The following is a 13,052-nucleotide window of genomic DNA, read 5'->3' as shown; positions in this document are numbered from 1 at the left end:
GCATTCGGCAAGACCGTAGTTCACATCGCTCACAGCCGGCTCACGATCGAGATCAGGATGTAGACGATGATCATCAGTACGAAGAAGGACAGGTCGAGCGCCACGCCCCCGAGACGCAGCGGCGGAATGAACCGCCGCAGAAGCTTGAGCGGTGGATCAGTGACAGTGTAGGTGGCCTCCAGAACGACCACCATCGCCTTGCCGGGTTGCCATGAGCGGGCGAACTGGAAGACGTAGTCCATGACCAACCGGAAGATGAGCACGATGAGGAAGCACATCAGCGCGATGTAGACGACATCCAGGACCACGCTCATGGTGTGTTGCTTCCCTCTCCCCTGTGCCCTGCTGGGTACTGCTGTTTCCGGTCGTGCGTCTCAGCTCTGGTTGAAGAACCCGCCCTCTGCGATGCGGGCCTTGTCCTCCGCCGTGACATCGACGTTAGCAGGCGACAACAGGAACACCTTCTGCGTCACCCGCTCGATACTGCCGTGAAGACCAAACACCAAACCGGCCGCAAAGTCGACAAGTCGCTTCGCATCTGTGTCGTCCATCTCAGTCAGATTCATGATCACCGGGGTGCCCTCACGGAAGTGTTCCCCGATGGTACGGGCCTCGTTGTAGGTCCGCGGGTGGAGTGTGGTGATCCGGTAAGGCTCTCGTTCCGACACGACCTTGGGCATGATCACCGGTGCGTTCTTCTCCAGACTTGCGCGTTCTTGTGTGATGGATGCCACGGGCGCGATGCGCGCCGGGCGGCTCGATTCAGCGGGGAGCGAAGCGGAGCGGGCGGCCGGTTCGCGAGGCGCGGGCGGCTGTACGACTCGTACCTCTTCGTCCCTTTGGGGCTGATGTGAGACGTGGGGCTGATGGGACGGCTCGTGCCGTCGGTGGTCCCGTTCGGGCTCCGGGTCCAGTTCCGGTTCGAAGTCGTCGTCGGGGTCGAATCCGCGGCCGTCGTACCCATCGTCCTCCACGAGGCCGAGGTAGACCGCCATCTTGCGCATCGCGCCGGCCATGCTCTGAGTCCTCCGCTCTGTGGTGGATCGGCTGACGACTGCCAAGTGCCCGCGATCCACGTGGTCCTTGTTCCGCCTTTCGGCGGCAATGACCATATTTTCTGCTGTGGTCCGACTTCTTGGCGACGTTACCCGAGCCTGGGTCGGACTCCGAGTACCGCGCTGCCGACGCGCACATGTGTCGCTCCGGCCGCCACGGCCTGTTCGAGGTCCGCACTCATCCCTGCCGAGACCATGGTGGCAGCCGGATGACTCCGGCGCAGGTCGGTCGACAAATCCATCAACCGCTCGAAGGCGGCCTGTTCGCGACCCGCGTACTCCCCGGTCAGAGGTGCGACGGTCATCAGTCCGGCGAGCCGCAGTCCGGGCGCGCCTGCGACGAGGTCCGCCAACTCCCCGACGCCGTCCGGCGCGACGCCTCCGCGCTCGCCCCGCCCGCTCGCCCCGGCGTCGAGCGCGACCTGGATCAGGCACCCCAGCTCGCGCCCGGCCCGCCCGGCCTCCTTCGACAGGGCGGTGACGAGCCTGGAACGGTCGACGGACTGCACGAAATCCGCGTAACCGACCACGGAACGCACCTTGTTGGTCTGGAGTTGACCGACGAAGTGCCACGTCAGAGGCAGATCCGAGCAGGCCTCGGCCTTCGGCGCCGCGTCCTGGTCGCGGTTCTCGGCGACATGGCGCACCCCGAGTTCCGCGAGCATCCGCACATCGCCGGCCGGGTAGGTCTTGGTGACCACGATCAGGGTGACGTCGTCGCGCGCCCGCCCCGCGGCCGCGCACGCGTCGGCGATGCGACGCTCCACTTTCGCCAGGTTTGCGGCGATTTCGTCCTTACGGTCCGTCATGCCCATCAGTCCAGCCACACATAGCCCGCGAGACGACCGGTGGTGCGGTCGCGGCGGTACGAGAAGTGATCATGCGACTCCAGTGTGCACACCGGCGACTGCTCCCGGTCGCGCACCCCGAGCCGTTCCAGCTGCGCGTGCACGCCGGCGCTCACGTCGACCGCCGGTGTGCCCCAGCTCGTCTCGGCGTGCGCCGCCGGCTCGACGGCGGACACCTCGGCGCGCATCGCCTCGGGTACCTCGTAGCACCGGCCGCAGACGCTGGGTCCGGTGCGGGCGACGATCCGGGAGGGGTCGGCGCCGAGGTCCGTCATCGCGCGCAGCGCGGCCGGGACGACCCCGGCGATCATGCCGGGCCGGCCCGCGTGGGCCGCGGCGGCGACACCGGCGACCGGGTCGGCGAGCAGCACCGGCACGCAGTCGGCGGTGAGCACCGCGAGGGCGAGCCCCCGCCGCGTGGTGACGATCGCGTCGACCGAGGGGATCTGCCGGGAGGATCCCCACGGCTCGTCCACGACCACCACGTCCGCCCCGTGCACCTGGTTCATCCAGACCACCCGGTCCGGCTCGACGCCCAGGGACTTGGCGGCCAGCCCCCGGTTGGTGCGTACGGCGTCGGGGTCGTCGCCGACCGCCCCGCCGAGGTTGAGCTCCTCATACGGAGCGGCGCTCACCCCGCCCCACCGGTCGGTGAAGGCGAAGTGGGCGCCGCTCACGCTGTCGCGCTGTCCTATCACGTCAGAAGGATCACTTGAGGAAGTCCGGTACGTCCAGTTCCTCGGCCGCGCTGTCCGAGTAGGTCCGCGGCGCCGGCGGGACCGGCGGGGCGACCGGGATGTCGCGGACCGGCTCCGGGGCGGGCTCCGGGTCCTCCTTCGGCGTCACGCTGCCGAGCGAGCCGAACGACGGGCGGCTCTCGGTCTGCCGGGAGGGGGCCGGCTCCTCGCGCTTGGCGGAGGACGAGCCGATCACGTTCTCCCGGCGGGCCGGCGGCTGACCGCCGTCGAAGCCGGCGGCGATCACGGTGACCCGGACCTCGTCACCGAGGGCGTCGTCGATCACCGCGCCGAAGATGATGTTGGCCTCGGGGTGGGCCGCCTCGCTCACCAGCTGGGCGGCCTCGTTGATCTCGAACAGACCGAGGTCCGAACCGCCGGAGATGGAGAGCAGCACACCGCGGGCGCCGTCGATGGACGCCTCCAGCAGCGGCGAGGAGATCGCCATCTCGGCCGCGGCCACCGCGCGGTCGTCGCCGCGGGCGGAGCCGATGCCCATCAGGGCCGAGCCGGCCTCGGACATGACCGACTTGACGTCGGCGAAGTCGAGGTTGATCAGGCCCGGGGTGGTGATCAGGTCGGTGATGCCCTGGACACCGGAGAGGAGGACCTGGTCGGCCGACTTGAAGGCGTCCAGCACCGAGACCTGGCGGTCCGAGATGGACAGCAGCCGGTCGTTCGGGATGACGATGAGGGTGTCGACCTCTTCGCGGAGCTCGGCGATGCCGTCCTCGGCCTGGTTCGCGCGGCGCCGCCCCTCGAAGGTGAACGGGCGCGTGACCACGCCGATGGTGAGGGCACCGAGCGAGCGGGCGATGTTGGCCACGACGGGCGCGCCGCCGGTGCCGGTGCCGCCGCCTTCACCGGCTGTCACGAAGACCATGTCGGCCCCCTTGAGGACCTCCTCGATCTCCTCACGGTGGTCCTCGGCGGCCTTGCGGCCCACGGCCGGGTTGGCTCCGGCGCCGAGTCCGCGGGTGAGTTCACGGCCGACGTCGAGCTTGACGTCGGCGTCGCTCATCAACAGGGCTTGCGCGTCGGTGTTGATGGCGATGAACTCGACGCCCTTGAGACCGACCTCGATCATCCGGTTGATGGCATTGACACCACCGCCGCCGACACCGATGACTTTGATGACTGCGAGGTAGTTCTGCGGTGCTGCCACGTCGAAGGCCTCTCGCCTCGAGTTACGTGTCGTCGCATCACCGTGGCGCCCTGCGCCCCGCGACCCGACGACTGATGCCGAATGGGACGGTCCGTATCGCCGACCCGAACCCTAAGCCTGAAGTTTAGGGTTACCAGTGTGTCTGTTCCTTGGAGTCTTCTGAACAGGACACTAAGTCGACAAGTGGCGCACGTTCAACGAACACGCCGAACCTCCCGTTTTTCTTTTCACCCTATGTGATCAGCCATAGCGCTGCCCAACCAGGGTGCTGGCCTGCGCGGATGTGCGTCAACTTCCCGATGACGCGGGCGCGGTGGGGACGCTCACGTCGAAGTGCCGCGCGTCGCGCGAGGCTTTCATCAGGGCGGTGAGCGAACGGGCCTTCGCCGCGCCCTTCTCGCTGCTCCCCCAGGCGACCGTGCGGCCGTCCTTCAACACCAGCGAGATGTCGTCGTAGGAGCGGACCTTGACGGTCCGTGTGTCGCGCACGACGGCGGCCGGAACCGCGCGGGCGACACCGACCGCCTCGCGCACCAGCCGGGACTCGCCGAAGCGGCGCAGGCTCGCGGCGGCGTGCCCGGACCGGGACAGCGTCAATTCCAGTGCGGGGACGCCTTTAGGAGCCTCGGAAACCGTGGCGAAACGGACACCTTCATCGTCCACTTCGACGAACTTTCCGCCCTTTTGGACAATCAGAACCGGAGTCCGCTCGACCACTTTCAGGTCGATTCCCGTGGGCCAGGAACGGACCACGTCAACCGCGTCAATTCGGGGCAATTTCCGGCGCAGTCGCGTCTCGATCGCGTCGGTGTCGACGGAAATCAAGGGCTTCCCGAGGGGGACCTCGGCCGCCGACCTGACCTGAGCCTGCGTCAGGACCTCGGTGCCGGACACCGAGACCTGCTCGGCGCGCAGCCAGCCGGAGCCGTAGAAGAGCCACAGGACCGGGATGCCGAGGAAGACCAGGGCGAGGGCCAGGATGACGATCACACGAACGTGGCGCCGCCTCAGGCGCCTGACGGGCGGCGGGCCGGACGACTCCCGCTGGCGTTCACCGCGCTCGGCGGTGGTCGATCCGGCCACGCTCCCCTGCCTTCCGTCATACGGTCCTAGCGGTGTGCACGCGCGGCGGCGATCGCCTCGTACACCATGCCGACGAGCAGGTCGTCGGCGTCCCGGCGGCCGAACTCGGCGGCGGCGCGGGACATCTGGTACAGCCGGTGCGGGTCGGCGAGCACGGGCAGGACGTTCTGCTGGACCCACTCGGGGGTCAGCTCCGCGTCGTCGACCAGCAGCCCGCCGCCGGCCTTCACCACCGGCTGGGCGTTGAGCCGCTGTTCGCCGTTGCCGATGGGCAGCGGTACGTAGGCGGCCGGGAGTCCGACGGCGGAGAGTTCGGCGACGGTCATCGCGCCCGCGCGGCAGAGCATCATGTCGGCCGCGGCGTACGCGAGGTCCATCCGGTCCAGGTACGGTACCGGGCGATAAGGGGGCATCCCCGGCATCTGCTGGACCTGCGGCAGTTCGTTCTTCTTGCCGACCGCGTGCAGGATCTGGATGCCGGCCTGCTGCAGCCAGGGAGCGACCGCCTGCACGACCTCGTTGAGCCGGCGGGCGCCCTGGGAGCCGCCGGTCACCAGCAGCGTGGGCAGGTTCGGGTCCAGCCCGAAGAAGGCCCGGGCCTCGGGGCGCACGGCGGCCCGGTCCAGGGTGGCGATGGAGCGGCGCAGCGGGATGCCGATGTAACGGGAGTTGCGCAGCTTGCTGTCCGGCGTGGAGACGGCGACCTGGCTGGCGTACCGCGAGCCGATCTTGTTGGCCAGGCCCGGGCGGGCGTTGGCCTCGTGGATCACGATGGGCACGCCCAGGCGCTTGGCGGCGAGGTAGCCGGGCAGGGCCACGTAGCCGCCGAAGCCGACCACGGCGTCCGCCTTGGTGCGCTCCAGGATCTGCTCGGTCGCCCTGATGGTGCCGCGCAGCCGGCCCGGGACGGTGATCAGCTCCGGCGTGGGCTTGCGTGGCAGCGGTACGGCGGGGATCAGCGCGAGTTCGTAGCCACGCGCGGGTACGAGTTCTGTCTCGAGGCCGCGCTCCGTGCCCAGGGCCGTGATGCCCACGGTCGGATCCTGCCTGCGCAGGGCGTCCGCGAGGGCGAGCGCGGGCTCGATGTGGCCCGCGGTTCCTCCGCCGGCGAGTACGACATGCACCGAAATTCACCGCTCTCCGGACGAGCGCGCCGCCGAGGCGCGCCGTCGCATCGTGTTCCATCTCCGGGGACTCCGGCCCGAACCGGTTCCCCCAGTCCCCCGCTTTCTACCAAAGCGGGGTTGCCGCATCGCAAGCGCCGCCCGCGCAGCGGGCTCGTCGCGCGCGAAGGCGATCAGCAACCCGATGGCGAACATGGTCGGCAGCAGGGCGGATCCCCCGTAGGAGAACAGCGGGAGGGGGACACCGGCGATCGGCAGCAGACCGAGCACCGCACCGATGTTGATCACGGCCTGGGCCGTGATCCAGGTGGTCACGCCTCCCGCGGCATACCTGACGAAGGGGTCCTCCGTGCGTCCGGCCACGCGGATACCCGCATAGCCTAGAGCCGCGAAGAGGGCGAGGACCGACAGCGTCCCCGCCAGGCCCAGTTCCTCACCGGTGACGGCGAAGATGAAGTCGGTGTGGGCTTCGGGGAGTTGGCCCCATTTCTCCACACTCGCACCCAGCCCGGAACCGAAGATCCCGCCGGAGGCGAGGGCGTAGATCCCGTGCACGGCCTGCCAGCAGTCCACCGGGCCCGACTGGGGCTCGGTGGCGCCCAGGCACTGCAGGCGGGCCATGCGGTTGGCGCTGGTCTTGATGAGGATCAGGCCGAGCACGGCCGCGACCGACAGCACGCCGGCGAACAGCCGCGTGGGCGCGCCGGCCAGCCAGAGCAGGCCGAACAGGATGGCCGTGAGGATGATCGCGGTGCCCATGTCGCCGCCGATCATGATCAGCCCGAGCAGCATGAAGGCGGCCGGCACCAGCGGCACCAGCATGTGCTTCCACTGGTTCAGCAGCCTCCTGTCCTGCTTGCGGGCGAGCAGGTCGGCGCCCCACAGCACGAGCGCGAGCTTGCCGAACTCACTGGGCTGGATCTGGAAGGAGCCGCCGAGCGCGATCCAGTTCTGGTTGCCGTTGACCGAGACTCCTATCCCGGGGACCTGCACCAGCACCATGAGGAAGACGGCGCCCGCGAGGATCGGGTAGGCCAGCGCGCGGTGGAGTCTGACCGGCATGCGCGAGGCGGCGAACAGCAGCCCGGCGCCGATCACCGCCGCGAGCAGCTGCTTGCGGAAGAAGTAGGAGCCCGGCAGCGACATCTGCAGCGCGGTGATCTGGGAGGCCGAGTAGACCATCACCAGCCCCAGCACGGTGATCAGCGCGCTGCCGCCGAGGATCAGGTAGTAGGCGGTCAGCGGGCGGTCCCAGCCCCGCCGGGCCCGGTCGTACAGGCCCAGGAGGCCGTTCTCGCGCGGGGGCCGGGCCGGGGCGGGGCGCTTGGGAGCGCGTACGGCCGGCGGGCGTCCGGTGCGGCTGGTGGGCATCGCCGTCACCTCGCCTTGCCGGTGGGGAGCGTTGCGCGGTGAACGCCTCCCCGTTGCTCGGGCACCAGCCACATCCGTGTCACGCGTCCCTCCCAGTGCGCCCGGCGCCGCCGCCGGGGCGAGGCGGACCCGGGTCAGCCCTCGGCGGAGCCGAGCTCGCGGACGGCGTCCGCGAAAGCGTCCCCGCGCTTGTTGTAGTCGGCGAACATGTCCATGGAGGCGCAGGCCGGAGCCAGCAGCACCGTGTCACCTGCGTGAGCGAGTCTCCGCGCCTCCCGGACCGCCGCGCGCATCGCCCCAGTGTCGGTCCGGTCGAGGTCGACGACGGGTACTTCCGGGGCGTGTCGCGCCAGGGCTTCGCGGATGAGCGCGCGGTCCGCGCCGATCAGCACGGCCCCGCGCAGCCGCTTCGCCGACTTGGCGACCAGCTCGTCGAAGCTGGCACCCTTGGCGAGTCCGCCCGCGATCCACACGATCGGTTCGTACGCCGCCAACGAGGCTTCCGCGGCGTGGGTGTTGGTCGCCTTGGAGTCGTCGACGTAGGCGACCCCGTCCACGTCGGCGACGTGCGCGATGCGGTGGGCGTCCGGGGTGAACGCCCGCAGGCCGTCCCGTACGGCCGCGGCGGGCACGCCGTAGGCGCGGGCGAGGGCCGCCGCCGCGAGGGCGTTGGCGATGTTGTGCGGGGCCGGCGGGTCGACGTCCGCGACCTCGGCGAGTTCCTGGGCGTTCTTCTGCCGGTTCTCCACGAAGGCCCGGTCGACCAGGAGGCCCTCGACGACGCCGAGTTGGGAGGGGCCGGGGGTGCCGAGGGTGAAGCCGACGGCCCGGCAGCCCTCCTCCACGTCGGCCTCGCGGACCAGGTCCTCGGTGGCCTTGTCGGCCACGTTGTAGACGCAGGCGACCCGATTGCCCTCGTAGATGCGGCCCTTGTCCTTGGCGTACGCCTCCATGGAGCCGTGCCAGTCGAGGTGGTCGGGGGCGAGGTTGAGCACCGCGGCCGAGTGGGCGCGCAGGGACGGCGCCCAGTGGAGCTGGTAGCTGGACAGCTCCACGGCCAGGACGTCGTACTTCTCCTCGCCGAGCACCGCGTCCAGCAGGGAGACGCCGATGTTCCCGACGGCGGCGGTGCGCAGGCCCGCCGCCCTCAGGATCGACGCCAGCATCTGGACGGTGGTGGTCTTGCCGTTGGTGCCCGTGACGGCCAGCCAGTCAGCGGCGTCGGGGCCGCGCAGGCGCCAGGCCAGTTCGACGTCGCCCCAGACCGGGACGCCCGCCTGCTCCGCCGCCGCGAACAGCGGCTTGTCCGGCTTCCAGCCGGGCGCGGTGACGATCAGCTCGGTGCCCTCCGGCAGCGTGTCGCCGTCGCCGAGGCGCACGGTGATGCCGAGCGCCTCCAGCTCTGCCGCCTGCGCCCGCGCGCGCTCGCCGGCGCCGTCGTTGACGACCGTGACGGTCGCGCCGAGGCCGTACAGCACCTTGGCCGCCGGGACGCCGGAGACGCCGAGTCCGGCGACGGTGACGTGCTTGCCCTGGAAGTCGAAGGGCTCCGAGGAGGTCACTTGTCCGCTGCCCATCCTGCGTAGAAGAGGCCGAGTCCGACGATCACACAAATGCCCTGGATGATCCAGAAGCGGACCACGACGAGCACTTCGGACCAGCCCTTGAGTTCGAAGTGGTGCTGCAGTGGTGCCATCCGGAAGACGCGCTTGCCGGTGAGGCGGAACGAACCGACCTGGATCACCACGGACATGGTGATCAGGACGAACAGACCGCCCAGGATGGCGAGCAGCAGCTCGGTGCGCGAGCAGATCGCGAGGCCGGCGAGCACACCGCCGAGCGCCAGCGAACCGGTGTCCCCCATGAAGATCTTGGCCGGCGAGGTGTTCCACCACAGGAAGCCGAGGCAGGCACCCATCAGCGCGGAGGCGACCACGGCCAGGTCGAGCGGGTCGCGCACCTCGTAGCAGGCACCGGGGTTGGTGAGGGAGTTCGCGTTGGCGCAGGACTCCTGGAACTGCCAGACGCCGATGAAGGTGTAGGCGCCGAAGACCAGCACCGAGGCGCCGGTGGCCAGTCCGTCCAGACCGTCGGTCAGGTTCACGCCGTTCGACATCGCGAGGATCATGAACAGCGCCCAGACCACGAACAGCACAGGGCCGATCGTCCAGCCGAAGTCCGTGATGAACGACAGCTTCGTGGAGGCCGGGGTGTTGCCGCGGTTGTCCGCGAACTGCAGGGACAGCACCGCGAAGGCGATGCCGACGATCAGCTGGCCGGCCATCTTGGCCTTGGCCCGCAGACCGAGCGAGCGCCGCTTGACGATCTTGATGTAGTCGTCGAGGAAGCCGACCAGGCCCATGCCGACCATCAGGCCGAGCACCAGCAGGCCCGAGAAGGTCGGGGCGGCGTCGACGTCCGGGTCGAGGTAGCCCGTGATCACCTTGGCCAGGAAGTACGCGGCGACCGTCGCCAGGATGAAGGCGATGCCGCCCATGGTCGGCGTACCGCGCTTGCTGGCGTGCTCGCGCGGTCCGTCGTCGCGGATGTACTGGCCGTAGCCCTTGCGCGCGAGGAGCTTGATCAGCAGTGGTGTGCCGATCAGCGTCAGGAACAGGCCAATGACTCCCGCGAACAGGATCTGCTTCATCATCGGGCGGAAACCTCACCCTCGGCACCGGTCTCGAGCAGTGCCTGGGCCACGCTCTCGAGGCCGACCGAACGGGACGCCTTCACGAGCACGACGTCCCCCGGGCGCAACTCGCTGCGCAACAGGTCGACCGCCGCCTGTGCGTCGGACACGTGCACCGACTCCTCACCCCACGAACCCTCGTTATATGCGCCCAGTTGCAGCCAGGCGGCTTCCCTGCCGCCGACTGCGACGAGCTTGCTGACGTTGAGCCGGACGGCGAGCCGTCCGACCGCGTCGTGCTCGGCGAGAGCCTCGTCCCCGAGCTCGGCCATCTTGCCGAGCACCGCCCACGTCCGCCGCCCCTTGCCCATCGCCGCGAGCGCGCGCAGAGCGGCTCGCATGGACTCGGGGTTCGCGTTGTAGGCGTCGTTGACGACCGTCACGCCGTCCGGGCGCTCGGTGACCTCCATCCGCCAGCGGGAGAGGGAGCCCGCCTCGGAGAGCGCGACGGCGATCTCGTCTGCGGACATGCCCAACTCGTGGGCGACGGCGGCCGCGGCGAGCGCGTTCGACACGTGGTGCTCACCGTACAGGCGCATGGTCACATCGCTTGCACCGGAGGGTGTGTGAAGCCTGAACGAGGGCTGTCCGGTGTCCGTGAGTCGCACGTTCTCGGCACGAACGTCCGCTTCGCCGGACTCTCCGAAGAAGGTCACCTTCGCCTTCGTCCGGGAGGCCATGGCGCGCACGTAGGGGTCGTCCGCGTTGAGGATCGCGATGCCGCCCTCGGCCTCGGCCGGCAGGGACTCCACGAGTTCGCCCTTGGCCTGGGCGATCTGCTCGCGGCCGCCGAACTCGCCGATGTGGGCGCTGCCGACGTTGAGGACCAGACCGACCTTCGGGGGCGTGAGGCCGGTCAGGTAGCGGATGTGCCCGATGCCGCGGGCGCCCATCTCCAGGACGAGGAACCGGGTGTCCTCGGTGGCGCTGAGCGCGGTCAGCGGGAGCCCGATCTCGTTGTTGAGCGAGCCGGGCGTGAACACCGTCGGCGCCTTGCGCTGCAGCACCTGCGCGATGAGGTCCTTGGTGCTGGTCTTGCCCGCCGAGCCGGTGAGGGCGACGAGGGTGGCGCCGAGCCGTTGCACGACGTGCCGGGCGAGGGCCGCGAGGGCGGCCTGGACGTCGTCCACGACGACGGCGGGGACGCCGACCGGGCGGGTGCCGAGCACGGCCACCGCGCCCGCCTCGACGACCGCCGCCGCGAAGTCGTGGCCGTCCACGCGCTCGCCGGCGAAGGCGACGAAGAGGCTGCCGGGCACCGCCTCGCGGGAGTCCCGGACGACCGGGCCGGTGACCTGGACGGACGGATCCGGTATGTCGTACGTCTGCCCGCCGACGACTTCTGCGATCTCGGCGAGGGAGAGGGCGATCACAAGTTCATCCCCTGGGTCTTCTGGATTTTCATCCCTGGGTCTTCTGGATGGCTTCGCGGAGCACCTGGCGGTCGTCGAAGGGACGGACCACCCCGGCGATGTCCTGGCCCTGCTCGTGGCCCTTGCCGGCCACCAGCACGGTGTCGCCGGGCTCGGCGCGGGCGACGGCGGCGGCGATCGCGGCGGCCCGGTCCTCGAAGACCTGGACCTCGCCGCGGTGGTGCGCGGGCACGGAGGCCGCACCCTGGAGCATCGTGGCGAGGATCGCGAGGGGGTCCTCGGAGCGGGGGTTGTCGGAGGTCAGCACGGCCGTGTCGGCGAGCCGCGCCGCGGCGGCGCCCATGGGCTCGCGCTTGGTCGTGTCGCGGTCGCCGCCGCAGCCGAGGACGATGTGCAGCTTGCCCTCGGTGACCTTGCGCAGGGCCCGCAGCACGGACTCCACGGCGTCGGTCTTGTGGGCGTAGTCGACGACCGCGAGGTAGGGCTGGCCGGCGTCCACGCGCTCCAGACGGCCCGGCACACCGGGTACGGCGGCGACACCGTCGGCGGCGGCCTGCGGGTCGAGACCGGCGACGGCGAGGGCGACGATCGCGGCGAGGGTGTTGGCCACGTTGAAGGGGCCCGGCAGCGGCGACCTGGCGGCGATCCGCTCGCCCTTGGGGCCGACGACGGTGAACGTCGAGTCCAGCCGGCCGACGTGCACGTCCTCGGCGCGCCAGTCGGCGTCGGGGTGGCCCTCGGCGGAGTAGGTGACGACCGGGACGGTGGCCTCGTTCGCCAGCCTGCGGCCGTACTCGTCGTCGACGTTGACCACGCCGAGTCTGCCCCGTTTCGGGGTGAACAGCTGCGCCTTGGCCCGGAAGTAGTCCTCCATGTCGGAGTGGAACTCCATGTGTTCCGGGCTGAGGTTGGTGAAGACGCCGATGTCGAAGACACAGCCGTCGACCCGGCCGAGGACCAGGGCGTGGCTGGAGACCTCCATGGCGACGGCGTCGACGCCGCGCTCGCGCATGACGGCGAACAGCGCCTGCAGGTCGGTGGCTTCGGGCGTGGTGCGCTCGGACTTGATGCGCTCGTCGCCGATGCGCATCTCGACCGTGCCGATCAGACCGGTCGACCGGACCGTCTTCAGCCCGCCCTCGACCAGGTAGGCCGTGGTGGTCTTGCCCGAGGTGCCGGTGATGCCGATCTGGAGCAGGTCCCGGCCCGGGTGGCCGTAGATCGTGGCGGCCAGCTCGCCCATCTGCGCGCGGGGGTCGTCGACGACCAGGACCGGCAGTCCGGACGCGGCGGCGCGCTCGGCGCCGGCCGGGTCGGTCAGCACGGCGGCGGCGCCGAGGCCCACGGCCTGGTCGACGAAGTCGGCTCCGTGCAGCCGGGCGCCCGGGAGGGCGGCGTACAGGTCGCCGGGGCGCACGGCGCGCGAGTCATGGGTGATGCCCGTGACCTCGGCGGCGCTGTCCGGCGCGGCGGCACCCAGCTGATCGGCGAGTTCCGCGAGGGGTGTGGCGGAGACGCGCACCGGCCTGGGCGGCCCGGGATATGTCACGGGATGGCCCTTCTGGGTGGTTTGGGACTGATCAGCGTGTGGCACGGCGGTGAGC

The 13,052-nt window shown here is 70.3% G+C and carries 12 protein-coding genes; all 12 read right to left on the bottom strand.

Going from position 1 to position 13,052, the window contains the following annotated elements; genetic code table 11:
* Positions 1-29 precede the first annotated feature (29 nt).
* The 12 genes from ABZY20_RS01935 to ABZY20_RS01880 all read right to left on the bottom strand — a co-directional run bounded on the left by ABZY20_RS01935 (position 30) and on the right by ABZY20_RS01880 (position 12,997).
* Positions 30-314: a YggT family protein gene (locus tag ABZY20_RS01935; protein ID WP_007448661.1), complete on the bottom strand. Its 285-nt coding sequence runs from the start codon at positions 312-314 to the stop codon at positions 30-32.
* Between the two features lie 60 nt (positions 315-374).
* Positions 375-1,016, bottom strand: a complete 642-nt coding sequence (gene sepF, locus ABZY20_RS01930) for a cell division protein SepF (protein WP_102907744.1) — start codon at positions 1,014-1,016, stop codon at positions 375-377.
* Between the two features lie 128 nt (positions 1,017-1,144).
* Positions 1,145-1,864 carry a YggS family pyridoxal phosphate-dependent enzyme gene (locus tag ABZY20_RS01925; protein WP_356435146.1) on the bottom strand — a complete coding sequence of 240 codons (720 nt, stop codon included), beginning with the start codon at positions 1,862-1,864 and terminating at the stop codon, positions 1,145-1,147.
* 5 nt (positions 1,865-1,869) lie between these two features.
* Positions 1,870-2,601, bottom strand: coding sequence for a peptidoglycan editing factor PgeF (gene pgeF, locus ABZY20_RS01920; protein ID WP_356435144.1), 732 nt, complete (start codon positions 2,599-2,601; stop codon positions 1,870-1,872).
* Between the two features lie 10 nt (positions 2,602-2,611).
* Positions 2,612-3,805 carry a cell division protein FtsZ gene (gene ftsZ / locus ABZY20_RS01915; protein ID WP_356435142.1) on the bottom strand — a complete coding sequence of 398 codons (1,194 nt, stop codon included), beginning with the start codon at positions 3,803-3,805 and terminating at the stop codon, positions 2,612-2,614.
* Positions 3,806-4,093: 288 nt separating this feature from the next.
* Positions 4,094-4,888 carry an FtsQ-type POTRA domain-containing protein gene (locus tag ABZY20_RS01910; protein ID WP_356435140.1) on the bottom strand — a complete coding sequence of 265 codons (795 nt, stop codon included), beginning with the start codon at positions 4,886-4,888 and terminating at the stop codon, positions 4,094-4,096.
* Positions 4,889-4,914: 26 nt separating this feature from the next.
* Positions 4,915-6,012, bottom strand: a complete 1,098-nt coding sequence (murG, locus tag ABZY20_RS01905) for an undecaprenyldiphospho-muramoylpentapeptide beta-N-acetylglucosaminyltransferase (RefSeq protein ID WP_356435137.1) — start codon at positions 6,010-6,012, stop codon at positions 4,915-4,917.
* A 6-nt stretch (positions 6,013-6,018) separates the two neighbouring features.
* Positions 6,019-7,383 (bottom strand): putative lipid II flippase FtsW, encoded by a 1,365-nt coding sequence (gene ftsW, locus ABZY20_RS01900; RefSeq protein WP_356435135.1) that lies wholly within the window; start codon positions 7,381-7,383, stop codon positions 6,019-6,021.
* 134 nt (positions 7,384-7,517) lie between these two features.
* Positions 7,518-8,960, bottom strand: a complete 1,443-nt coding sequence (murD, locus tag ABZY20_RS01895) for a UDP-N-acetylmuramoyl-L-alanine--D-glutamate ligase (protein ID WP_356435133.1) — start codon at positions 8,958-8,960, stop codon at positions 7,518-7,520.
* Entirely contained in the window at positions 8,942-10,033 is a 1,092-nt protein-coding gene (mraY, locus tag ABZY20_RS01890; RefSeq protein ID WP_356435999.1) for a phospho-N-acetylmuramoyl-pentapeptide-transferase, read from the bottom strand. The genes murD and mraY overlap by 19 nt, the downstream gene beginning before the upstream one ends.
* Positions 10,033-11,448: a UDP-N-acetylmuramoyl-tripeptide--D-alanyl-D-alanine ligase gene (gene murF, locus ABZY20_RS01885; RefSeq protein WP_356435131.1), complete on the bottom strand. Its 1,416-nt coding sequence runs from the start codon at positions 11,446-11,448 to the stop codon at positions 10,033-10,035. The genes mraY and murF overlap by 1 nt, the downstream gene beginning before the upstream one ends.
* A 28-nt stretch (positions 11,449-11,476) precedes the next feature.
* Positions 11,477-12,997 (bottom strand): UDP-N-acetylmuramoyl-L-alanyl-D-glutamate--2,6-diaminopimelate ligase, encoded by a 1,521-nt coding sequence (locus tag ABZY20_RS01880; RefSeq protein ID WP_356435129.1) that lies wholly within the window; start codon positions 12,995-12,997, stop codon positions 11,477-11,479.
* Positions 12,998-13,052 lie beyond the last annotated feature (55 nt).

The organism is Streptomyces sp. NPDC006624 (assembly GCF_040611555.1).
In the GTDB taxonomy this organism is placed as follows: domain Bacteria; phylum Actinomycetota; class Actinomycetes; order Streptomycetales; family Streptomycetaceae; genus Streptomyces.
This window is presented reverse-complemented; position numbering and strand designations above follow the sequence as displayed.

Excerpts from the sequence above, each read along its gene's own strand:
- ABZY20_RS01935 (WP_007448661.1), bottom strand. The coding sequence starts at position 314 with ATGAGCGTGGTCCTGGATGTCGTCTACATCGCGCTGATGTGCTTCCTC.
- murD (WP_356435133.1), bottom strand. The coding sequence starts at position 8,960 with ATGGGCAGCGGACAAGTGACCTCCTCGGAGCCCTTCGACTTCCAGGGC.
- mraY (WP_356435999.1), bottom strand. The coding sequence starts at position 10,033 with ATGAAGCAGATCCTGTTCGCGGGAGTCATTGGCCTGTTCCTGACGCTG.
- ABZY20_RS01925 (WP_356435146.1), bottom strand. The coding sequence starts at position 1,864 with ATGACGGACCGTAAGGACGAAATCGCCGCAAACCTGGCGAAAGTGGAG.
- sepF (WP_102907744.1), bottom strand. The coding sequence starts at position 1,016 with ATGGCCGGCGCGATGCGCAAGATGGCGGTCTACCTCGGCCTCGTGGAG.
- ftsW (WP_356435135.1), bottom strand. The coding sequence starts at position 7,383 with ATGCCCACCAGCCGCACCGGACGCCCGCCGGCCGTACGCGCTCCCAAG.